Origin of the sequence: Massilia sp. DJPM01, assembly GCF_030348125.1 — a bacterium.
GTDB classification, from domain to species: Bacteria; Pseudomonadota; Gammaproteobacteria; order Burkholderiales; family Burkholderiaceae_D; genus Telluria_A; species Telluria_A frigida.
On sequence record NZ_JAQOZV010000012.1, the window covers coordinates 53,360 to 78,949 of the forward strand.

Genomic DNA, 25,590 nt, shown 5'->3' on the forward strand with positions numbered 1-25,590 from the left:
TCAATTCCAGATCGGATGGTGGTCCACGGCCGCCAGCGCGGCCTCATAGTCAACCGCGCCTGACTCGAGCTGTTCGAGTACCTTGCGCAATGCGTCGTCGCTGTCGGCGGCCGCCGGCGCAACCGACACCGCATGGACCGGCGTCAAACGGGGCGTTTCAACGGGCGCCGGCGCGGTGGCCGGCATCAATTCATGCACATGCCTGGCCAGTTGCGACAGTGTGGGATAGTTGAAAATCACCGTCGTCTGGAGTGCCAGCGACAACCTGTCGTTGATGCGCTGTACCAGCTCGGCGCTGAGGATCGAATCGGCGCCGAAATCGGAGAACGACATCACGCCGCCGTTACGTACCTGCTCGACCGACATTTCGAAAACCCCGGCCACAGCTTCGGCCACCACCTCGGTGACTGCGTCGAGCGACAGGGCCGCCGCTGCCGACGCGGGCGGCTGCGCTACCGGTGCCGCAGCTTGCACCGCGCGCTTCCCGGCCGCCAGCACGCTCTGTGCGCCGCCGCCGTACACCAGGCGTGCATCGAGCCCCGCGCCCTCGAACACATGCAACCACTGCTGCTGCGACAGCAACGGCGTATCGGGCAGGCGTGCGTGCGGGTCTTCGGCCAGCCACCAGCCGTCGAGCAGGCCGAACGTGACGGTGGCGAAATCGCTCACCGCGCTCATTTCATTGACCAGCAACAGCCCGTTCGGGGCAAGCAGCGCTGCCGCATTGCGCACGGTGCGCGCGATCTGCTTGCACGCGTGAAGGCAATTGGCAGCCAGGACGATGTCGAACGAAGCCAGCTCGAAACCCTGGGTCTGCGGTTCGCGTTCGATATCGAGCAGCGCGAAACGGACAAAGGGATAGCTTGCGCCGAATACGCGCTCGCCATGTGCCAGGAAGGCTGGCGAGATATCGGTGTAGACGTACTCCACGCCCAGCCCCAGCGCGGCCAGGCGCTTGAGCAGCTCGGCGCTGGCGCCGCCGGTGCCGGCGCCAATTTCCAGTACGCGCACGGGGCGTGCGCCGACGTGTGCGGCCTGCACATGCTGGCAGGCGGCCCCCGCCAGCGCCGCATGGAACTCGTCGGCCTTGGGCGAACCGCGGTAGACCCGTTCCATCAGATCGGTACTCCCTTGCGGGAAGAATGCCTCGGTCGGCGCGGCGGCCCCGCGCAGGATCGCCGGATAGGCGTCCAGGCAGCGCGCCAGCAGGGTGCGGTGGGCCGCCAGCGCAGGGTGGACCGGCTCGTCGGCGATGGCGTCGCCGGTACGCAGCGCCATGGCTTCCAGCGCTGCCAGCAGCGGCCGATAGCGCGCCACCACGCCCGGCAGGTCCGGCAGGTCCGGCGCGGCGACGACGCCATCGGTGCGCCAGCCCATCGATTCGAGTACCTGGCGCACCCGCACCGCCGCGTAGCGCTCCAGTGACTGAAACGCCTGCTCGTCGTCCGGCTCGGCCACGGCGGCGCGCGCGGGTTGGCGCATCGCCCTCAGTTCCACGCCGTCCAGGGCCAGCAACACACGGCCGGCGCTGTCGGCGATGGCGATGTTGGCGCCGTCGAGGTGAATCCAGGCGGCGCCGGCCAACTCGGTCGTGCCCGACAGCGTGCCAACCGCGTAGGGCAGCTTGGCCTGGGCGTCCGGTGCGTCGATCAGGAAGCCCATCAGGGCCTGCATGGCGCCATCGACCGTGCTGATAAAGTCACCGCCGGGGCGCAGTTCGGCGAGCACCTCGTTCGGCCCCACCGACAGCGATTGCAGCTTGCGCAGGCGCCCGCCGTAGAAAATCCCGGCGCTGCGCGAGGCCGTATAGATGCCCTCGTGCGTCATGCGCGGCTGGCAGCGTGCGCGAATCTGATCAATCGGCAGCGTGCGCGGGGCCAGGACTGCGCCGCCCGTTCTGCCACGGCTGCATACGTTGCCGTCGGCCCGCACCTGGAACGCGCCGTCCGCGTCGAAACTGATCTCGATCGTGACGCCCTGCTCCGCTGCGACTACGGGCGCGAGCCAGACGATGTTGGCCAACGCGCCGGGCGCGAGCGCCAGCACTTCGGCCAGCTGCGCGCTGGCGGGCATGACGCGCCGGCCGTCGACCTGGTGCCCGGCGAAGAACCATTCGTCGCCGCTGAAATGACGGGTATGGGAAGTTCCTGGCGCCGCGTGCGCGCGCGCCGGCTCGGCGATCCAGTGGCGGATGCGCTCGAACGGATAGGTCGGCAAGGCGACGCGGCGCCCACCGCGCGCGACGCGCCAGGCGCTCCAGTCGACCCGCTCACCGTCGCGCCAGGCCTGCACCAGCTGCGCGGCGAGTGCGTCGGCCGGCTCGATGGCGCCGCCGCGCAACTGCGCCAGCAATGCGGCGCTGCTGGCCGCTGCAAAAGCTGTGCGTACGGCCATCGGCTCACGACCGGTCTGCAGGGTATGCGCCAGGTCGCCCAGTTCGATGGCCGGATGGCGCTCGATGAACAGCGCCAGTTCGGCGCACAGCGCCTGCAAACGCTCGGTCGTGCGGGCCGACAGCGGCACGATGTCGAGCATTCCGGCATGCGGGGCGGCGCGCGTGTCCACGTGTTCTTCGACGATCAGGTGGACATTGGTGCCGCCCGCGCCGAACGAACTGATGCCCGCGCGGCGCGGTGCCCCATTACTGGTCCACGGCTGCGCGCGGTTAGCGAGATGGAACGGCGACTGCTCCAGCGCCAGGGCGGGATTGTGCGGCGTGCAGTGCAGGCTCGGGGCAATGGTCCGCTCGCGCAGTTGCAGCAGCACCTTGTGCAGCGCCACCATGCCCGCCGCCGCTTCCAGATGGCCGACGTTCGACTTGACCGATCCAAGCGCGCAAAATCCGCTTTGGCCGGTGAAGCGGCGAAACGCCTGGGTCAGTCCCGACAGCTCGACCGGGTCGCCCAGTGCGGTGCCGGTACCGTGCGCCTCAAGGTAAGTGATGCTCTCCGCCGCGACGCCTGCGCGGGCGATGGCGGTGGCGATCAGGTCGGCCTGGGCTTGCGGATTGGGCACCGTAAAGCCGCTGGTGCGCCCACCCGAATTCATCGCGCTGGAGCGGATCACGCCGAGGATACGGTCGCCATCGCGCAGCGCATCGGCCATGGGGCGCAGCAGCACCGCGCCGACGCCCTCGCCCACCACCAGGCCATCGGCGCCGCTGCCGAAAGGGCTGCAATGCGCTCCGCGCGAGAGCATCTTCATCTGACTGAGCACAACGTATTGACGCGGGTGCAGCAACAGGCTCACCGCCCCCGCCACGGCCATGCTGCACTCGCCACGGCGGATGCTTTCGCAGGCCAGGTGCACGGCCGACAGGGCCGAGGAGCAGGCCGTGTCCACCGCCATGCTCGGGCCGTGAAAATCCATCTGGAAGGACACCCGGTTGGCGATCGACCAATACGGCGAGTTGGCGCCGGCGGGCTGGCCCCCGTCCCACTGGCCGGCGCTGAACAGCTGATAGTTTCCGTGCATGACACCGGCAAACACCCCGACCTGTTGGCCGGCCAGCGCGGCGCGCGTGTGGCCCGCATCCTCGAACGTGGCCCAGACGGTTTCCAGGAACAGGCGCTCCTGCGGGTCCATCGCGTTCGCTTCGCGGGCCGAAATGCCGAAGAACTGCGCATCGAAATCATCCACGCCGTCGATAAAACCGCCCCAGCGGCTGTAGGTCTTGTCGCGCGCCGCGCTGGTGTCGAAATAGGCGTCGTGTTCCCAGCGATTGACCTCGGTGATGCTGTCGACGCCCTTGCTGAGCGTCTCCCAAAGAGCATCCGCGTCGGGCGCGCCAGGGAAGCGCCCGCTCATGCCGATGATGGCGATGGCGTCGTCGGCCGGTATGGCGCGCGCGCCCGCCTGCTCCGGCGGCGGCACCGGTGCGGCGGCCGGTGCCGGCAATTTGAGCGCCAATTGCGCCAGGTTGCGCGTTTCGAAGAACAGCGTCTTGGACAAGGGCCCGAGTTCCTGCTCCAGGCGCGCCGTGATCTGCATCATCACCACCGAATCGATGCCCAGCGTTTCGTGGGCCTGCTCCGGCTGCACCTGCGCGGGATCGAGGCGCAATACCTCGGCCACGACGCGGCGCAGGAATGGCAAGCGCTGGTCGCCGGCGGCGCGCAGCGGCGCGGCCGGCAGTGCCGCTGTGGTGCCGTCGGGCGGCGCCGACAGCTTGATCGGCACGGCCGCACTGACGCCGGCCGCGAGAATGCGCAGAAACGCGGCGACCCCTTCATCCGCGCCAATCGAATCGGCCCCGCGCCGCAGCGCCTGGCGGCGCGCCTGCGCCGACGCCACGATGCCGACGTCACCCCAGTAACCCCAATGCATCGTCACCACCGGACAGGCGAAGGCGGTACGCCAGCGCGCGGCCAGTGCATCCTGGATGCCGCAAGCCGCCGCGTAATTGCCCTGGCCGGCGCCACCGCTGAACGAAATCGCCGACGAAAAGACGGCGACGAAATCGAGCGGCTGGTCGGCCACCGCCGCCAGCACCGCGCCGGTGCCTTGCGCCTTGGGCCGCAGGGCCATGGCAATCGCGCCGTCGCTCATGGTCTGGATCGGCGCATTGGCCAGCACGATGGCCGAATGAATGACACCGTTAATGCCAGCCCACAGGCCCTCGACTTCCTCCACCAGGGCGTGCATGGCGGCGCCATTGGCCGCATCGACCGCGCGGTAGATGGCCTGGCCGCCGGCGCCGGCGAGTTCCGCGAGCAGCGCATCGATCGCGGCATCGGTTTCGCGGCGGCCAGTGAGAATGAGCCGGGCCTGCCAATGCTGCGCAAGGTGGCGCGCAAACGTGGCACCCAGCCCGCCGGCGCCGCCAACGATCAGGTACACCCCACCTTTACGCAGCGGCACCGGTTGCACCGGCGCCAGCGCGCTTGCGCGCAGCGCGGCGACGCGGCGCGTGCCGTCGCGCCCGTGCACCACATGGTGCACATCGGCCCTGCTTTCGCCGACGATGCGCGCGCCGGCGTCGGGCGCCCCGGCCGCCTCGACCTCAATGGTGCAAAACGCCATGCCGGGAATCTCCACGGCCAGCGAGCGGCACAGCGGCGCGAATGCACCGAGCACGCAGCTGCCGCCCGCCGGCGCGATCACCCGCACCGCGCGCGTGGCAATGGCGCTGCGCGCAAGCGCGAAAAATGGCATCAGTTCCGACTCGATCGCGCCGTCGATGACGCCCAGGTCCGCATCCGCCGTGCCGAACGCGCACAGGTAATACAGCGTATCGAACGCGCCCAGGGCGGCGCAGTCGGCGGCACTGGCAATCTCATGGACGCCGCTGCCGATGGCGCGGAAACTGCGTCCCATGACCGCCTCGACGCACTCGCCCGGCAGCGCGCTGCGAATTTGTGCTCCCAGGCCCGCGTCTGCCATCTGGCGCACGATCAGCGTGCGTCCGGATGGCGCGGCGGCGGAAGGCGCCGGCGCGTCTTCCCAGACCGGCTCGAAATACTGGAGTGGCGCCGCCACCGCAGGCGCCACGGCGCGTGGCTCGAAGCCGCGCATCTCGGCCAGCACCTCGCCGTGCGCATCCAGCAGCGCCAGGTCGAACCCGGCCCCGCTGCGCCGGACATGCGTGTGCGTGGCCGCGCCAAGGTCGGCGAAAATATCCAGGGAAGCCAGCGCAAACGGCACCAGTACCGCGCCCTGGCCATCGATCAGCAGCGCCGCGGTTTGAAACGCCGCGTCCAGCAGCGCCGGATGTGCGGCCCATTCGCTCGGCACCGATGGTTCCAGCGTTCCGATGGCCTCTGCCTGGTCGAAGGCAATTGTCCGCAGCACGCGGTAGCTGCTGCCGTACGCGATGCCGGCGGCCGCGCAGTGCTGGTAAAAATCGTGGGCATCCATGCGCTGGGCGGGCGCGCCGGGCACCCGCCGTGGCGGCGCGGCGCATGGCTGCGCAAAGCTGCCGGTCGCGTGAATGCCAGCATCGCTCACCAGCTCAAAGCCCTCGCCGCTGCGGCGCACTTCGACGGTGGCGTGATCGTCCACCTGGAGCGTGCGGCGCCACTCCACCGACGCAATGCGCCGTCCCGGCGCGCTGGCATGCACGATGGCCAGCTGCGCCGCTGCCGACAGGGTCGGCTTGCCACCCAGCAGATGGTCGCGCAGGTGCCAGTCGTGTACCGACAACGCCAGCGTGGCGCGCGGCGCCGGCTGGCCGTGCCAGTGCGAATCGGTGGCGAACGGATAGGTAGGTAAATGCATGCGGACTCCAGTGGTACTAAATGCAATCGGTTCGCCGGCGACCCAGCGTTGCGCCAGCTTGCGCAGGTCGCCGCTGACGGGCACGCGCTCGCAGGCCGACAATTCGCGCAGCGCGCGCACCGGCGCCACGCCCGTGTAGAGGCGATCGTTGAAGGTTCCGCTGCGCCAGTCGCGCAAGCCCTGGTGCAGCTCCTCGATCGTGGCGGCGATGGCCACCAGCCGGTGCTCGAAACAATCACGGCCACCCTGCAGGGTCGCGGCGATCCATGCCAGCGGTGCCTCCACGTCAAACAAGGCGGCGACGCTGCGGCCAAGGGCGGCGGCGCTGCGCGCCGACACCGGGAACAGCTGCGCCACCCCGCTGGAGGGCGCCGGCGCCGCAGCCGGCGGCGCGGCACGCAACAGCACATGCGCGTTGACGCCGCCAAAGCCGAAACTGCTCACCCCGGCCGTCAGCGGCGCGCCGTCCGCGCCAGGCTCCCACAGACGCCGCTCGCGCACCACTTCCAGCACGCCGCCGTCCAGGCGCAAGTGCGGATTGAGCGTTTCGCAATGCAGGCTTTTGGGAAGGATGCCGTGTTCCATCGACAGCACCACCTTGATCACGCTGGCGATGCCGCTGGCCGGCTCCAGGTGGCCGATGTTCGACTTGAGCGAGCCGATGCCGCAAAACGGCTGGGCCGGGAGCGTGCGCCCCTGGCGCCGCGCAAGCTCGCGGAAGGCGGCGGCCATGCCCTCGGCTTCGACCGGGTCACCCAGTTCGGTGCCGGTGCCGTGCGCTTCGATATAGGTCAATACCTCCGGCAGCACGCCGGCGCGCTCCCACACATCGGCCAGCAGTGAGGCCTGGGACTGGGAACTCGGAGCAGTCAGGGAACTCGAACGGCCGCCGTGCGCCACCCCGGTGCCAAGCACGATGGCGCGGACCGGATCGCCATCGGCCAGGGCGCGCGCGAGCGGCTTGAGCACGACCGTGCCCACGCCTTCGCCGCGCACATAGCCATCGGCGCCCTGCGCGAATACCTTGCAGCGGCTGTCGGCGGCGAGCACGCCCATGGCCGCCACGGCCGCGCCGGTGGCTGGCGCCAGCAGCAGGTTGACGCCGCCGGCGATGGCCAGCTCGCATTCGCCGCTGCGCAGGCTTTGCACGGCCCGGTGCAAGGCCACCAGCGCGCTCGAACAGGCGGTATCGAGCGCTTCGCTCGGTCCCCTCAGGTCGAGCAGGTAAGACAGGCGGTTGGCAATCATCGCGTGCGCGGTGCCGGTGGCAGCCTGGGGCTCGCTGGCATCGATCAGCGCGGCATAGTCGTTGGCCTGCACGCCGACGAACACGCCGGTGCGGGTGCCGCCGCACGACAGCGGCGCGATGGCGGCATCCTCCAGCGCGTTCCATGCGCTTTGGAGGAACAGGCGCTGCTGGGGATCCATCAGCGCTGCTTCGCTCGGGGCGATCTGGAAGAAGGCCGCGTCGAAACGGTCGACCCCATCGATGAACCCGGCGTCGGGCAGATGGCCGCCGAGTGCGGCCCGCTCGGCCGGAATGGCGCGTACCAGGTCAGTCCCGGCGTCGAGATGACGCCAGAATGTGGCAATGTCGGGGGCTCCCGGCAACTGCGCGTGCATGCCGATGATGGCGATGGCGTCATCGGTACGCGCGTCGGGGACGACCGGCGCTACCGCTGCCGGCGTTGCGGCCAGCGGCGCGAGGTGTTCGGCCAACGCAGCTGGGGTATTTTGCGAAAAGAAGATCGCCGGTGTCACCACGGTTCCCAGGCGTTCGGTCAGGCGCGCGGCCAGTTCCTTGAGCGAGATCGAGTCGAAGCCGTACTCGTGGAAGCTGAGCGAGGACCGGATCTGGGCCGGGTCCATGCGCAGCAAGGCTGCCATTTCATCGCGTATTACCTCGGCCAGCGGCGCCGCAGACGGAGCGGCGGCTGCGCGCGGCGCGGACGGTGCCGCCGCCGGGGCCGGCGCCAGCAGGTGCGCGCGCAGGCGTTCGGGCGCGCCGCTGGCCACCAGCACCACCGGCACGCCCAGCGACAGCGCGCTGCCCATGGCTTGCAGCATGGCCTCGGCGCTCAGGGCGCGCACGCCGCTGGCCTGCTCGAACAGGGCCAGGCCCTGCGCGGGAAAAGCGATCCCGCCACAGGCGAGCAAGGGCCACTCGATGGCGACGATGCGGCCATCGCTGCGCGCCGCGTAGTCGCTCTGGAAGCGATTGGCGTAGGCATAATCGCCCTGGCCGAAATCGCCGACGGTCGAGGCCAGCGACGAAAACAGCACGAACAGCGCGGGGCGGTCCGCCCGGGAAAGCCGGTCCAGCAGCATGGTCCCGTCCACCTTGGCGGCCAATACCTCGCGCATGGCGGTAGCGCTGCGCCCGGCCAGCGTCCCGCTACCCATGGTGCCGGCCGCATGCAAGATGCCGTCAATGCGGCCGAAGCGCGCACGCACCTGCTCCAGCACGGCGCCAAGCGCGGCCTCGTTGCTCACATCGACCTGGTGGTACTCCACCTCGGCGCCAAGCCCGGTCAGCTCGCGCAGCAGCGCCGGATCGGCGGGACGCCGTCCCAGCAGGGCCAGGCGGGCACCGTGGCGCCGCGCAAAATGGCGCGCCAGTGCCATGCCCACGCCGCCCATGCCGCCGCTGATGACCAGCACTCCGTTATGGGGGAAAGCGATATCGGCGGATCCCGCGCTGACCTCGCGCACCTGGCGCTCCACTGCCCTTCCCTGCTCATCGTGCAGGGCGACGGTCAACGCCAGGCGCGGGTCGGCCTGGCGCAACGATGCGCCGAGCGCGTCGAGCGCGGCAAACGCCGGCTCGCCGGCGCTTACCCGGACGCTGACCGGCGCCAGCGTTTTTGCCGTCCCCCGGGCCAGCGCTTGCGCCAGCAGCAGCAGCGCCACCGGACCGCGCTGGGCCAGTTCGGCGTCATCGCGCGGGGCCTCGCCGTCCGACCAGTGCCAGCAGAATTCACATGGTCCAATGGCGCGCGCCTCAAGGTCGTCCAGCAGGCGCCCGTAGTCGCCCTGCTCCAGCGGCCGGATCGACAGCGTCGCGTCATCCTTCCAGCAGTAGCTCCAGCCGGGCACCACCCGCACCGCCGCGCGCGCATCGTCGCCGAAGACCACCCGCGCCAAAGCCGGCGCACTGACCCCGTCCTGCTGCGCGCGATGCTCCAGATGCGGCACGAACAGCAGCGGCGCGGCCACCACCGGTGCAGGCGTGCACCAATAGCGCTCGCGCGCAAACGGATACGTCGGCAGCGGCACGCGCCGCACCGGTTCACCGGCGAACAGCGCCGCGATGTCGAGTTCCCCGCCGTCGAGATATTGGCGGCGCTGCTGTTCCAGCGCTCCCGCCCCGGCGCCATCGGCCTGCACGGCGAGCAGGTGGTCGACGGCACCGGCCAGGTTGTCGGCGACGAAGGCGGCCCGGTGCTCGAACTGACGCCGTCCGGTGGCCAGCGTAAAGCTGACATCGCCCAGGCGCAGGTCCGGACGACGGCGCAGGGCCGCCGCCAGATTGACGCGCATGGCGGCAAGTGCTTCGGCGGTGCGTGCCGACAGGCAGACCAGCCACGGGCGAGTGGCCTGCGCCGGCCGTGCGACCGGCGGCGTTTCCTCCAGCACCAGATGGGCATTGGTGCCGCTGAAGCCGAACGCGCTCAGGACAGCGCGACGGCGCCGCTGCGGCTGGCCCGGCCAGGCGCGCACGCTCGTCGGAATATAGAACGGCGTGCCATCGAGGCGGATGCGCGGATTAATCCGGGCAAAGTGGGCGGAAGGCGGAATTTCGCCATGCTCCAGGCATAACAGCAGTTTTGCCAGCCCGGCCACGCCGGCGGCAGCGGCAGTATGGCCGATCGACGACTTGACCGACGCCAGCGCGCAGCTGTCCGCCGGCAGGCCGCCAAACACCTGGGTCAGGGAGGCCGCCTCGATCGGGTCGCCCAGGGACGTACCGGTGCCATGGCCCTCGATGACGTCGATGCTGGCCGGATCGATCTGGCCATTGCCAAGCACTTCGGCGAGCAGTTCGGCCTGCGACGCGGCGCTGGGCGCCGTGATGCCGTTGGTGCGTCCATCCTGGTTGGTGCCGGAGGCCGCGATGACGCCATAAATATGGTCGCCGTCGGCCAGTGCCTGGTCCAGCGCCTTGAGCAGCACTACCCCGGCACCTTCGCCGGGCACGATGCCGTCGGCGTCGGCATCGAAGGCGCTGCACACGCCGCGCGGCGAGAGCATGCCAGCGCGCGACATCAGCAGATACGGTTTTTCCGTCAGGTGCAGCGTGACCCCGCCGGCCAGCGCCATGTCGATATCGCCCTGCGCAATCGCCTTGCAGGCCAGGTCGATCGCCACCAGCGACGACGAACAGGCGGTGTCGATGCTCAGGGCCGGCCCGCGCAGGTCGAGAATATAGGCGATGCGTGCGGCCAGGATCGATGGCGCGTTGCCCAGCATCTGGTAGACGTCGGCGGCGGCGCCGCTGGCGCTGATCAAGCCGTCGTACTCGTTGCCGAGCACTCCCGCGTAGACGCCGCAGCGCCGCCCTTGCACGGCCGATGGAGCAAAGCCTGCATCCTCGATGGCCTTCCAGCACTGCTCCAGGAAGATGCGGTGCTGCGGGTCCATCAACTCGGCCTCGCGCGGCGAAATCCGAAAGAACAGCGGATCGAAGCAGTCGTGCTGGTCCAGGAAGCCGCCCCACTTGCCGTAGGTGCGGTCGGAGCGTTCAGGGTCGCTCGACCACAGGGCGGCACTATCCCAGCGCGCGACCGGGACTTCGCCGATGGCGTCGGCGCCCGCGCGCAGCAGGTCCCACAGGGCGTCGGCGTTGGCGGCGCCGGCGAAGCGTACCGACATGCCGACCACGGCCACCTGGCGCGTGGCCGGCGCGTTCACCGCTGCCGGCACGGCGCTGGCGACAGGCGCGGGCGCCGGCGCGCGCGCCGCGATATGGCGCGCCAGGTCGCGGATGGTACTGTGATCGTAAATGACGTCGGCCGCCATGCTCATCGCGTACTGCTGGTTGAGCGCATCGAGCAGGCGCAGGCCGCTGAGCGAATCGACTCCCAGTTCGGAAAAGCTGGCATCGATATCGAGTTCGCCCGCCAGCGCGCCGAGCGTGGCGGCGGCGTGACGGCGCACGCTCGCTTCGACCGTTTCAACCGCTGGTGCCGCTGCCACAGCCCGTGGCGGCGCCGCCCCGAGCGCGGCCAGGTTGGCGCCGGCCAGCCCCGATCCGTCCGCCGCCAGCCGTGCCTCGACCAGCACGTAGCGCATCAAACCGGTGCGCAGCGCTTCGCCGAAGTTATCCCACGCCCCATGGACCTCGGCCACCAGGGCCGAATCGGCCTGCCGCAGCGTCGCGTGCAGGCGCGGGTCGACCAGGAAGTTACCCACCTGCGCGGACAGGTCCATGCAGCTGTCGATGCCGATCCGATGGCGCGCGAACAGCTGCGCATAGCGTTCGGCGTCGAGCGTGTAAGACCCGGTCTGGCGCGAGTTCACGGCACTCGACGCCGAAACGCAGTCGGCCAGCACGATGCGTCCTGATGGCGACAGGTGCGCCGTCAGGTTGCTCAGCAAGCCATCCTTGTTGTCGATGTGGTGCGCCACTTCGACACCGAACGCCAGGTCGAACACACCGGGGAAGGCGTCGCAACTACTGTCGCGATGCAGAATGGTGACCCGCGCGCCAACGCCGGCATCGAGGGCGCGCGCGACGCCAACCCGGGCCTGCTCGGACGAGACGGTGAACCCGACCAGTTCCAGATGCGGATAGCGCAGCGCCAGCATGATCAAGTCAGTACCGACCCCGCAGCCGATGTCGAGCACCCGGCGCAGGCTGGCGAAATCGACCGAGCGAAACAGCCGGCGGCGCAGTTCGCGCTGCGCTTCGAGCATGCGGTCGTAGCCGGCCTGGTTGCGCTCCGGCGCGAAAAACGCCTCGGTCCAGGAAAAGCCCGGCACCACGCTGTCGAAGGGCGCGAGCGACAGATATTGCTCCTTGAAGCGCAGGTCGGGCGCCACCACGGTCTGGTCGTAGTAGCTTGCCGCCGCATTCGCGGCCGGCACGGGCGCGCCGTCGTCCAGCCAGTACGGCTTGCGGTCGAACGGATAGAGCGGCAATGCGAGGCGGCGGCGCGGCTGCGGATGCAGGCGCTCCCAGTCGACCTGGGCTCCCGCGCACCACTCGCCGGCAAGCGCATGCAGGTCGCTGGTGTTGGCGACGGTGCCTTCGCGGCGCGCCCGGCCCTGGCTGACGGCGTCGCCGTGCGCGATCTGGCTGCCCAGTTGCGCCAGCGTCGACACCACCGTGGCCCAGCGGTATTCGAGCGCGGCGCGGCCGGTTTGCAGCGTGTAGGCCAGGTCGGCTAGCACCGGCGCGTCGGCCAGGACGGTATGGAGCCGCTCCAGCACGCGGCGCAGCGTTTCCGGCGTCTTGGCCGACACCACGATCAGCTGGGGTCCGGCGTCGGCGGCGGCAGAGGCAGTGCGCTGCGGCGCCGCCTCGACCACCATGTGGGCATTCGCACCGCCCGCGCCGAACGAGCTGATACCGGCAATCGGGTGCGCGGCGCGCCACGGCGTGGCGTCGCGCGCGACGCTGAAGGCCGAATTGGCGAAGTCGATGTGCGGATTGAGCGCACGCGCGGCGGCGCCGGCGTAAATGGTGCGATGACGCATCTGCAGCAGGACCTTGGTCAGCGCCGCGATGCCGGCCGCCGACTCGCAGTGGCCGATATTGAACTTCACCGAGCCGATTGCGCAGGCACCGGGGGCGGCGCCGCCAAAGGCTTTTTGCAGGCCGCCGATTTCGATCGGGTCGCCCAGACGGGTGCCGGTGCCGTGCGCCTCGACGTAGCTGATATCGGCCCCGCTCACGCCGGCGCGCTGCATGGCCTGCGCCACCACGGCGCCCTGCGCGGCCGGATCAGGAACGGTGTAGCCGGCGGTACGCCCGCTGGCGTTGAGCGCACTGGCGCGAATGACGCCATGAATCCGGTCGCCGTCGCGCAGGGCGTCGTCCAGGCGGCGCAGCAGCACCGCGCCCACGCCTTCGCCAGCCACGAAGCCATCGGCATCCTGGCCGAACGGCGCCGAGGACCCGGTGGGCGAGAGCATCTGCATTTCGCTCAACTGGATATCGTGCAGCGGGTGGGTGATCAGGTTCACTCCACCGGCGATGGCGGCGCTGCAATCGCCATTGCGAATCGCCTGGCAGGCCAGGTGGATCGCGGATAGGGACGACGAGCAGGCACTGTCGATGGCCAGGCTCGGGCCGGTGAAACCGAAATAGAAAGACGAGCGGTTGGCCACCGACCAGTGGGCCGAGCCGGCCGTGGCGGCGCTGGCGCCGCGCGCCCACGCCTCGGTGGCATTCCACTGGTAGGCCGCGTACATCACGCCGGCGAACACGCCCACCGGTCCACGCGCGTTGAGCGTGTCGGCCGACTGGCCGGCGTCTTCGAGGCAGTGCCAGACGGTTTCGAGGAACAGGCGTTCCTGCGGATCGATCAGGCGCGCTTCGCGTGGACTGAGATGGAACAGCGCGGCGTCGAAACCGCGAATATCGTCGAGGTAGCCGCCGCTGCGGCTGTAGCTGCGCCCGGGCGTGCCGGGGCGCTGGTCGTAATGGGCAGCGCTGTCCCAACGGCCGGCTGGAAGGGAGCCGATCGCACTGCGCCCTTCGGCCAGCAAGCCGGCAAACGCCTCGATCGTGGGGGCGCCCGGATAACGTCCGGCCAGGCCGACAATGGCGATCGCGTCGGTGTCGGCCGCGCTGGTCGCGGCGCCTTCGGCGGCGCTGGCTTGCGCGTTCGGCGTGGTGCTATCGCCCTGCGCCAGCCTGGCGCCGAGGTGCTGTTCCAGCCGGGCGATGGTGTTAAATTCGAAGAGCAGCGTTTTCGACAGGCGGCCGGTACGCTCCTCGATACGTTCGATGATTTCGAGCGCGGCGAGCGAATCGAGACCATAGCGGTCGAACGGTTCGCCCGCCTCGATATCGGCCACGCTCAGCTTGAGCACCTCGGCGAACACCGACTTGAGCCAGTCGACGGCGCCGGATGGCGCCACGGCGGCGCTGGTCCGGGCGCTTGCCGGCGCCACCCGCGCGGGCATGGCGGGCGTGGCCGGGCCGCCTCCTTCGATCTGCCCGTCGCTGACGGCGGCAATGACGGCCTGGATCGCCGTTTCGGTGCACAGCACGGCGCCCTGACGGTAGCCGCATTCGTCCAGCAAACGCAGCCAGCTCGATGGAGCGGCGGCCGGGCCGTGGTCCAGCCGTTCGCCGGCATCCTTGAACAGCCACCAGCCCGGCGTCATGCCGAAGGTGAGCGTAGCGAACATCTGCAAGCTGCTGATTTCGTTCAGCAGCAGCACGCCGCCGCGCGACTGCAGGCGTTTGGCGTTGGTGAGCGCGGTGCGCAAATCGCCGGTTGCATGCAGCACGTTGGCGGCGATGACGATGTCGGCGCCGCCGTCCGCCTCCACGATCGACGGGTCCAGCGTATCGATATCGAGCAGGCGGAAACGCACGAACGGGTACGTTTCCTGCCAGCGCTGCTGGCCGCGCCGCAGGAATACCGGCGACACGTCGGTAAACAGATAGTCGACCGGTTTGCCGGTTGCCGCCAACGCCCGCAAGACCGCCTCGGTGGTGCCGCCGGTGCCGCCACCGATTTCGATGATGCGCACCGGCCCTGTGGCGCGGCGCACCAGATCGGCGGCCGCACCGGCCAGCACGCCGTTGTAGTAGCCGGTCAGCGCATTGCCCTGGTAGATCGGCTCGACCAGATCGAGCGTACCGCCGGGGAACAGGACTTCCATCGCATCCTTGCGTCCAGCCAGCACCTCGCCGTAGCTGGCAAGGGACACGTCGAGCAGGCGCACGTAGGGTGTCAGTTCCGGGTATTCCCGTTCCAGATCGGCGCGCTGCCGCGCGGGCATGGCGCTCTGGCCCTGCCACATGCTCAGTGCCGCCGCCAGCCGCTGGTGGCGCGCCACCACCTGGACCGGCAGGGTCAGCGTCTTCAGGGCGGCGTGCGCATAATGTTCAAGCTGCGCGAAGCCGGTCACCAGGCGGCGCGCGGCCGCATCCGGCGCCAACGCATCGGCGGGGATTAGTGCCACGGCGCCCAGGGGTGTGATGCTTGCCGTCACGTCGGGAAGCATGTGCAGGCGCAGTAGCGCCTGCGGGGTGGCCTTGATGGCGACTACTTGTGCCAGCGGCGAGCCGAGGGTGCGGCGCAGCGCGTCCATGCCTTCGGCCGGCGTGATGGACAGGATGCCGACCCGCTCCAGGCGCTCGCGCACCACCTGGTTCGCCACGCTGCCGGTCTCGCCCCAGTAACCCCAATTGATGACGCGCGCGTTCCAGCCACGCTCGCAGCGCAGCCACTCGGCATAGGCATCCTTGAAGGTGCAGCCGGCCACGTAGTTCGATTGCCCGGCATTAGCGGAAAACGAGTTTGCCGAGGAATAGAACAGGAAAAAGTCTAGCGTGTCGGTGCCCACCGCGTCGGCCAGATGGATAGCCCCCAGCGACTTCGGTTGCAGCGCCGTGGCAAAGCGCGCCTCGCTCATCTGGGCAATGCTGGTATCGGCCAGCACAAGCGCCGAATGGATGACGCCATTGATCGGGCCCCAGGCCTTGCGTACCTGCTCGAACGCGGCGCGCACCTGGTCGCGCCGCTCCAGCGCGGCGCTACAGTACATCACCTCGGCCCCCAGCGCACGCAGCTCCTCGACCTGGCGCTCCTGCGCCGCGCTGCGCCCCAGCAGGGCGATGCGGGCGCGCCCGCTGGCGGCCAGCCAGCGCGCGGTGGTCATTCCCAGGCCGCCGGCGCCGCCGGCGATCACGTACACGCCGTTCTCGCGCAGCGGCAGGGAGGCTGGCGCGTCGAGCCGCACGGCGCGCAGATGGCGGCGGTAGCGCCGTCCGGCGCGCCAGGCCACTTCCAGGCCCTCGCCTTCCGGCTCGGCGGCAATGGCCGCCGCCGCAGCTTCCGGCTCGAACGCCAGCGGCAGGTCCAGCACGCCCACCGCCACGCCCATCTCATTGCCGATGGTCCTGGCCAGGCCGCTGGTGGCGGCCGACCACGGCTGCGGACGATCCCCGCCCTGCACCGCGAACACGCCGTTGGTGACAACCAGCAGCGGCCCGCGCCAGCGCCGCGCCAGTTGCAGCAGCGTGTACACGCCATCGCGTTCCGCGCGCTCGAGCGAAACGCCCTCGGGCTGCACGGAACCGAGGAAGAATAACCCTGCCAGGTTGTCGAGCGGGGCATGCGCCGCCTCGGCACAGGACAACACCCGCGCACCGGGCAAGCGCCGCGCCAGCGCTTGCGCCAGTTCGCGCGCATGCTCGGAGTGGACGATCCCCACCGTGCCGGCGCGTGCGCTCCTGGCCGGCGCCGTCTCCGGGCGCCACACCGGCTGCAGCGTATCGATAGGCTGCGCGGCCGGCAGCGGGCGCACCGCCAATGCCTCCACCCGCGCCAGCGTGGCGCCGCCGGCGTCCATGACCGTCACGTCGAAGCCAAAATCGCTCTTGCGCACATGGACCGTGGCGGCCTGCCCGGTGGCCCCGCACACGTCGATCCGGTCGGCCGCGAACGGCGCCGCCGCGACGCTGTCGGCCAGCGGCAGCGCCGCCTGCCATGCCGCATCGAGCACCTGGGCCAGCGCGCCGCCGGCGCTCAGCGTCGCCCATACCTGGTCGGCGCCAACCTGGAGCGCCTGCAACAGACGGAATGAGGGCCCGTAATGCATGCCGAGCGCGTCGAAGCGGGCATAGATCTGCTGGTGGCTAAGGCGTTCCTGCACGAGCGCGGCGCTGGCCGCAGGAACGCCGGCACCCTGCACGCCTGGCGCCGGCTCGAACGAACCGCTGCAATAGAGCACGTCGTCGCAGCGGACCTTGAAGGCGGCATCGGCAAAGCTGATGTGCAGTTCACGCGCCGCGCCGTCGACCACCAAAGGCTGCAGCCAGACCAGATCGCGGAAGGTGCCGCGCGTGCAGCCCTGCGCCGCCAGCACCAGTTGCAGGTACGCTGACGCCGGCAGCACGCCCCTGCCCTGCGGCCGGTGCTCGCGTATCAACATGTCGGCCGCGCCGATATTGCATTGGGTCGCCTCGCGCGCCGGCGCCGTCGATACGGGCAGCGGCTCGGCCCAGATGCGCTTGCGCTCGAAGGGGTAGCCCGGCAGCGGTGTCACGCGGCCCTGGCGCGGTTGCGGCAGCGTTGCGCCGGCCAGCCATTCGGCGGCCAGTTCGTCCAGGGTGCCGCCGCTGGCTGCCTGCGCCCGGTCGAGCGCTTCCCAGGGTGCCTTGGCCACGGTGTAGTCACCGCGATCGAGCCGTTCGACCAGCTCGGCCAGGGTGGACGCGCTCAGCGCCAGGCGCCACGGCAGCGGCTCGCGCCCGGCGGCCAGGGTAAAGGCCACATCGGCCGGCGCGGCGTCGGACTGGCGCACAGCGTCGGCCAGCACACCGCTGTAGACGCGCAGCCGTTCCTCGGTGCGCGCCGACAGCACGAACAGGTGTGGCTCGACGGCCGTGGCGGCGCGCGGCACGGCCACATGCTCTTCGACGATCAGGTGGGCGTTGGCGCCGCCAGCGCCGAAGGAACTGATGCCGGCGCGGCGCGGGGCGTCATCCCAGTCGGTCAGCGTTTGCGCCAGGCGCATGCCGGCGCCATCAAGGTCGAGCGCCGGATTCGGTTCGGCCGCATGCAGGGTCGGTGCGATTTTTCCATGTTTCATTTGTAGTAAGACCTTTGCGAGGGACGCGATGCCGGATGCGGCTTCCAGATGGCCGATATTCGATTTGATGGAGCCGAGCAGGCGTTGGCGGCGCGTGCCCGCGAACGCGCTGGCCAGGCCAGCCAACTCGATCGGGTCGCCCAGCGCGGTGCCGGTGCCGTGCGCTTCGATGTAGCCGATGCTGTCCGGCGCCACGCCGGCGCTACGCATCGCGCTGGCGATCAATTCGCCCTGTAGCGCGGGACTGGGCACCGTGTAGCCGTTGGTGCGGGCGCCATGATTGACGGCGCAGGCTCGGATCACGCCGTGAATATGGTCGCCATCGGCGATCGCCTTGTCGAGCATTTTCAGGACCACCACGCCCACACCCTCGCCCGGCACGTAGCCGTCGCCGCCGGCGCCGAAGCTGCGGCAGCGCCCGTCCGTCGAGGCAAACTGGCCGTGGCTCAGGCCAAGATATTTTTGCGGATGCAGGTTCAGGTTGACCGCCCCGGCCAGCGCAGCCTCGCATTCGCCCCGCCGCAGGCTCTCGCAGGCAAGGTGAATGGCGCTCAGGGAAGACGAGCAGGCCGTGTCGACCGCCATGCTCGGGCCGCGCAGGTTCATCGTGTATGACACGCGGTTCGGAATCGACCAGTAAGGCGAGTAAGCGGGCAGGAAGCGGCCCTCGGCGCGGGCGGTGGCTGCCAGCAGCTGGTATTCTCCGTACATCACACCGGCGAAGACGGCGGTGCGCGCTCCCAGCCGGGCCGGCGTGTAGCCGGCGTTTTCCAGCGCATGCCAGGCGCTTTCGAGGAACAGCCGTTCCTGCGGGTCCATGGCCTCGGCGTCGACCGGAGCGATTTGGAAAAACAAGGGGTCAAAGCAGTCGATATCGGACAGGAAGCCGCCCCATTTGGCGTAGCTGTAGCCGGGCTGTTTGCGCTCATCGTAAAAACCGGCCAGCGGCCAGCGCTCGGCCGGAATCTCGACGATGCAATCGCGCCCCTCGCTCAGGTTGCGCCACAGCGCGGCCAGGTCGTCGGCGCCAGGGAAGCGGCCTGCGATGCCGATGACGGCCACCGCCGACGATGTCGGGGGCGCCGTGGCGGGTTCGGTGTGGTCGCCGACGGGCGCCGCTTTCGGGGCCAGGTAGCCAGCCACTTCGCGCAGGTTGCGGTATTCGAACAGCAGCGTTTTCGGCAGCGTACCGAAGCGGCGCTCCAGCGCGCGGTTGATCTGCACCACCAGCACCGAATCGAGCCCGAAGCGTTCGAACGGCGTATCAGGCTGGACCCGCTCGGCGGGCAGTTGCAGTTCGGTGGCGAACAGCGCGCGCAACCAGTCGAGCAGCGCCGCCGGCGCCACGGCTGCCGGAGTGGCCGGCATGGCTGGCGCGCGGCGCCGATGCAGAATGGCGACGTTGACCGGTCCGGCGGCCAGTGCGCGCCAGGTGGCGGCAACGGCCCGCGCCGGCGCCATGGCCACGTGCAGCGGATCGGCCGCCAGCGCGCCGGCCATGCCGCCCTGCTGCCAGATCGGCCACGCCACCGAGACACTGCGTCCCTGGCGCCGGCCGGCGGCGCGCAGCGCTTCACGGGCCTGGGCGAAGGCGTCCAGGAAGCCGTTCGCCGCAGCGTAGGCGGCCTGCCCTGCGTGGCCGTACAAGGAGGCGATCGAGGAACCGCACAGGAACCAGTCGAGCGGCAGGTGGCTGGTCGCTTCGTCCAGGTTGATGGCGCCGGCCACCTTGGTTTGCCACACCAGTGCGCAAGCCGCAGGGTCGTGGTTGACCAGCAGCGCGTCGCGAATCACCCCGGCCGCGTGGATGATGCCGTCGATGCGGCCGAACTGCTGGATCACCTGGGCGATGGCCGCGCGCACCTGGGCGGCATCGGTCACGTCGGCCTGGATATAGGTGTAGTCGCCGGCCTCGCGGGCGCTGCGGCCAATCAGCACGACCTTGGCCTGGTGCTCGCGCACCAGCGACCGCGCCAGATGCATGCCGACCGCGCCGGCGCCACCACTGATCAGATACACCCCGCCGTGGCGCAGCACCGCCGCCTTCGGAGCACTGTCCACGGGCGGCAGTTGCAACGCCAGCTCGCGCCCGCCCAGGCGGAACACGGGCCGCAGGCGCGCGCTTTCGAGCGCGATCGTGCGCACCGCCGCAGCCAGGGCGGTTTGCGCAGGCACGTCCTCGCTCGCCTCGACCACCAGCTCCGCACTGCGGCCCGCACGCATCAGGCTCCTGGCCGCGCCGAGCAGCGCCTGCAAATTGCGCAAGCCGTCACCACCGGGCACGATCACCACCCGCTCAAGCGTCAGATGGCGCAGGTCGAATTCGCCCAGCAAGCGTTCAAAGCTGGCATCGTCATCGAATGGAAACTCCCAGCTGTATTGAAAGGTGTCGCGCCACTGCGCCGCTTGGCGCACGACCGGCGCGTCGGCCGGCGACTGCGCGTGCGCGTCGCACAAGATGTACAGCGATGCGCGCACCGGCGCGGCGGCCGGCGCCTCGCCCGCCTGCCAGCATGGCGCCGCCAGCACGGTTTCGGTCACGCGCACACAATACTGGCGCACCGCCAGCAGCACGTCACCATGCTGGTCCAGCAAATTCAGGCTATAGGTGTCGGGCGCCGTCAGTTCGGCATGGACCCAGCGCGGCGCGCCCGCGCCATGCCAGCTGATCTTGGCCAAGGCGAACGGCAGCGGCAGGTCGGTGCCGACCGCGCCACCGATGGCCGCCAGCGCCTGCAAGCCCGCCTCCAGCGATGTGGGGGCCAGTTCGCCGCTGCGCGGGGCGATTTCGGCCAATACTTCGCACTCGTTGCTGACGGCGCTGGCCAGGCCACGGAACGCGTCGCCATACGCAAAGCCGGCCGCCGCGAGGGCGCCGTAAAACGCGTCGGCGTCGATGCGGCCGGTGCAGCGCCGGGCAATGGCATCCAGATCGACCCGGGCGGGCGTGGCCGGGGCCGCGCCGAAGCCGCCTTCGCACAGCACCTGGGCCCCGCTGCGCATCACGAAGCGCTCGCCCGCGATGTCGACCTCGACCCGCAGCGGTGCGGCGCCGGCCACCAGGGCGCGCTGCCAGCTGACGTCGTGCAAGGCGTCGGCGCCGCTGGCCTGGCGCGCCAGTTCGAGGTACATGACCGCCGGGAGCACGCGTTCGCCGTCGATGACATGCTGGGCGAAGAACCATTCGTCGCCGGTCCAGTCGTGCGCGTGGGTCTGGCCTTGCGCGGCGCCGGCTGGCGGAGCGGCGCGCCAGTGGCGCTCGCGCGCGAACGGGTACAGCGGCAGCGCCACACGGCGCCGCGCCTGCTGCGCATTCAGCGCCGACCAGGCGATGTGCTCGCCGGCGACGTAGCGGCGGGCCAGTGCGACCAGCTCGGACGGCGCGTCCGCCTGCATGGCAGCGCCGCCAAGTTGCGCGGCCAGATCGGCGCGGTCGCGCGCCACGAACGCGGCCCGGTGTTCGAAATGGGTGCGTCCGACTGCCAGCGTGAAGGCGATATCGGCCAGCTCGGCATCGCTTTGCCAGGTCTGCATCTGGGCGATTTTGCGTTGCAGCGCCGCTGCGCTCAACGCCGACAGCGCGATGAGCTGCCACTGTTCCCCGCCCGGCGGCACCGGCGGCGCAACGGGGCCTTCCTCGATGACGAAATGCGCATTCGTGCCGCTAAAGCCAAAAGCGCTCAGGGCGGCGCGGCGCGGCGCGCCAAGCCACGGCAGCAGCTTGCTGTTGACGAAAAATGGACTGTGCTCGAAATCGATCAGCGGGTTGGGCGCGTCGAAGTGCAGCGACGGCGGAATGCTGCGGTGGCGCAGGGCCAGCAGCAGCTTGATGAAGCCAGCCGCGCCGGCGCCAGTGAGCAGGTGGCCGATGTTGGTCTTGACCGATCCGATCGCGCAAAACCGGCTGCGGTCGGTGAACTGGCGAAACGCCGCGCTCAGCGCCTGCACTTCGATCGGGTCGCCCAGGCGGGTGCCGGTGCCATGCGCCTCGACATACTGGATCGAGGACGGATCGACCCCGCAGCGCCGGTACACTCCCACTTCGAGCGCGGTCTGCGCCGGGCCGCTGGGCGCGGTGATGCCGTTCGAGCGGCCATCCTGGTTGGTACCGCTTCCGCGAATGACCGCATGGATGCTGTCGCCGTCGGCCAGGGCGCGCGCGAGCGGCTTGAGAAGCAGCACCCCTACCCCTTCGCCCGGCACGAAGCCGTCGGCGGCGCCGTCGAAGGTGCGGCATTTGCCCTTGGCCGAGGCCATGCCGCTATCGGCGAAAAAGCGCGTGCTGCGCTCGTCGAACAGCGATACCGACACGCCGCCGGCAAGCGCCATCTCGCATTCGCCGGCATGGATGCTCTGGCAAGCCAGGTGAATCGCCACCAGCGACGAGGAACAGGCCGTGTCGACGGCCAGGGTTGGGCCTTTCAGGTCGAGATGGTAGGACACGCGCGCCGGCAGGATCGCCAGCGAATTGCCGATCATCGACAGGCTGGTCGCATCGTCGCCGCCGTACTGGTTCGGCTGCACGCCGGCGAACACCCCGGTCGCGCTACCCTTGAGCGTGGCCGGATCGTAGCCCGCCTCTTCGATCGCATGCCAGGCCGCTTCGAGAAAGAGGCGCTGCTGCGGGTCCATCTGCGCCGCTTCGAGCGGGGTGAAGTTGAAAAACTCCGAATCGAAGCAGTCGCGCTGCTCCAGCGCCGCGCCGAAGCGCCCCGGCGCCAGTTCGCGCACGCTGTCGCGCCCTTCGGCCAGCAGCGCCCAGAATGCCTCCAGATCGGGCGCGCCGGGAAAGCGCCCGGCCATGCCGACCACCGCGATACTGTCACCGGGCAGTGACGCTGCCGCCGGCGCTGCCGCCGGGCCGGCGGCGGCCAGGTTCAGGTGCCGCGCCAGCGCCGTCGCAGTGGGATGGTTGTAGAAGTCGGTCGCCTGCACGGTCACGCCGAGCGCTTCGGACAGCTCGATGGCCAGGGTGGACGAGACCAGCGAGTCGACCCCAGCCTCGGAAAAGGTGCGCTGCGCCGACACCGATGCCACGCCGAGCACGGCGGCGGTACTGGCGCAAATGCGCGCCACGACATCATCCTGCGTACCGGCGGCGTTGGCGACGCCAGCGGCCTGTCCCAGCCTGGCCGCTTCGAACAGGCCGTTGGCGAGCTGGCGCGGCGCGTAGCCGCATTCGCCCAGCACGGCATTCCAGCCGGCCGGCGACAGCAGCGGACTGTCCGCCAGGCGCAGGCCGTCGGCGGCGCACCACCAGCCATCGAGCAGGCCGAAGGTGATGGTCAGGTAATCGTTGACCTGGGTCGTTTCGGCGATCAACAGCACGCCCGCGTCGAGCCACGCGAGGGCGCGCCGCAAGTCGCGCACCACGTGCAGTACATGCGCGCCGATCACGACGTCGGCCGGCTCGCAGCGTGGCGGCGGCTGGTCCAGGTCGAGCAAGACGAAGCGCACCTGCGGATAGCGCGCCGCGAGGCGCTCGCGGCTCTTGGCCAGCAGCGACGCCGACACGTCGGTGAAGCAGTAGTCGCAGCTGTGTCCCGCCGCCGCCAGCGCCGCCAGCACGCACTCGGCGGTGGCGCCGGTGCCGGCGCCCACTTCGAGGATGCGCATCGGCGCCGGGCGTGCCGCTGCCAGTGCGACAACCCGTGCGGCGATGGCGTCGTTGATGGCGCTCGTTTCGGGCGCATCGCGGTAGATCGGGTCGACCAGTGCGGTGGAGCCATGCGGGAACAGCACATCGCGTCCGGCGACGCGCCCTTCGATGACGTCGAGCAGGCGCGCGGCGCACAGATCGATCAGCGCCACCCAGACCGATGGCGGCGGCGCGCACGATGGCGGTGCGCCGCGCGCGAGCATGCGCACCAGCGCGTCGCACAGCGGGCGCTGTTGTTCGAGCGGGCGCCATAGCGAAACGTCGAGCCGGCCAGCCTGGCGCAGCGCGTTGTGCACGGCGTGGCGCGCATAGTCGTCGAGCGAACCGGCAGGGGCCTCGGGCCAGCAGCGGGTGCGCTCGAAGGGATAGGTCGGCAAGGCGATGCGTTGTCCGCCGTCGGCCGTCAGGTCGGTGTCGGTGAAGTCGAGCGCGTCGAGCTTGCGCACCGCCTCGTCGAGCGAGTGGGCCACCACCGTCGCGTTGACGGCGAAGCGGCTGCGTCCATGCGCCAGTGTGTGGGCCACGTCGACCAGCGGCGTGTCCGGGTGGGCGCGCAGAAACGCCGCCAACTGCCTGGCGCTGGCTTCCACGGCGGCCTGGCTGCGCGCCGACAGGCGCAGCGGCAGCGCGCCGGCGCTGGCCGGGCTCGGGGCGCGCGGCGGCGCTTCTTCCAGGATGACGTGGGCATTCGTGCCTCCGAAGCCGAACGCGCTGACCGCGGCCCGGCGCGGCCAAGCGCCCTGCTCCCAGTCGGTGAGCGTGGTGCCGACCCGGAACGGTGTGCTGCTGAAATCGATTGCAGGGTTGGGTTGGCGATAATGCAGGGTCGGCGGCATTTGGCGGTGCCGCAGCATCAGCGTTGCCTTGATCAAGCCGGCGATGCCGGCGGCTGTATGCAGGTGCCCGATATTGGTCTTGACCGAACCGATCACGCACGAGCCGGGGGCCGCGCCGGCATAGCCGCGCGCCAGCCCGTCCACTTCGATCGGGTCGCCCAGGGCGGTGCCGGTGCCGTGCGCTTCGATGTAGCCGATGCTATCCGGCGTCACCCCGGCCAGCAGCAGCGCTTCGCGGATCACCCGCATCTGGCCCTGGCTGCTCGGCGCCATGAAGTCGGCCTTGTCGGCGCCGTCATTATTGACGGCCGAGCCCTTGATCACGGCCAGTACCGGGTCGCCGTCGGCCAGTGCGTCTTCCAGGCACTTGAGGGCGACCAGGCCGGCACCGCTGCCCTGCACCGTGCCACGCGCCCCGGCATCGAAGGCGCGGCAGTGGCCGTCCGGCGAAAACATCATGGCCGGGTCGTACACGTAGCCGGCCTGCGGCAGCACCACGCAGGCGCCGCCGGCGATGGCCAGGTCGCACTCGCCATGCAGCAGGCTCTGGCAAGCCATGTGCACCGCCACCAGCGAGCTGGAACTGGCGGTCTGCACCGTCACGCTGGGCCCGGTCAGATTGAGTTTGTACGACAGGCGCGACGCGGCGTAGTCTTTCTCTTCCGAGGTGTAGGCCACCATGCGTTCGATCGGCGTGCGCGGTTCGGCCTGGCGAAAGCCGCTGCGCGCAACCGCGACATAGACGCCGGTGGCGCCGGGCACGCCCTTGGGATCGTAGCCGGCGCTTTCGAGCACTTCCCAGCCGCATTCGAGCAGCAGGCGTTGCTGGGGATCGAGCATGTCGGCGTGGCGCGGAATGATGTTGAAGAAGCCGGGATCGAACATGTCGACATCATCGAGTACGCCGCCGGCGCCGACGAAGCCGGGCTGCGCCAGATCGGCTTCGGGCACGCCCCACTGGCGCAAGGTGGCGTGGTCGACCTGGCGCACCGATTCGACGCCATCGCACAGGTTGCGCCAGTACGCATCCGGATTGACGGCACCCGGCAGGCGGCAGGCAACGGCGATGATGGCGATGTCGTTTTTCGATGTCATGGAAAG

Annotated in this window: 1 protein-coding gene; it reads right to left on the reverse strand. The window is 70.1% G+C overall.

Going from position 1 to position 25,590, the window contains the following annotated elements; all coding sequences use genetic code 11:
• Nucleotides 1-25,584: an L-histidine N(alpha)-methyltransferase gene (locus PO883_RS10460; RefSeq protein ID WP_289309703.1), complete on the reverse strand. Its 25,584-nt coding sequence runs from the start codon at nucleotides 25,582-25,584 to the stop codon at nucleotides 1-3.
• Nucleotides 25,585-25,590 lie beyond the last annotated feature (6 nt).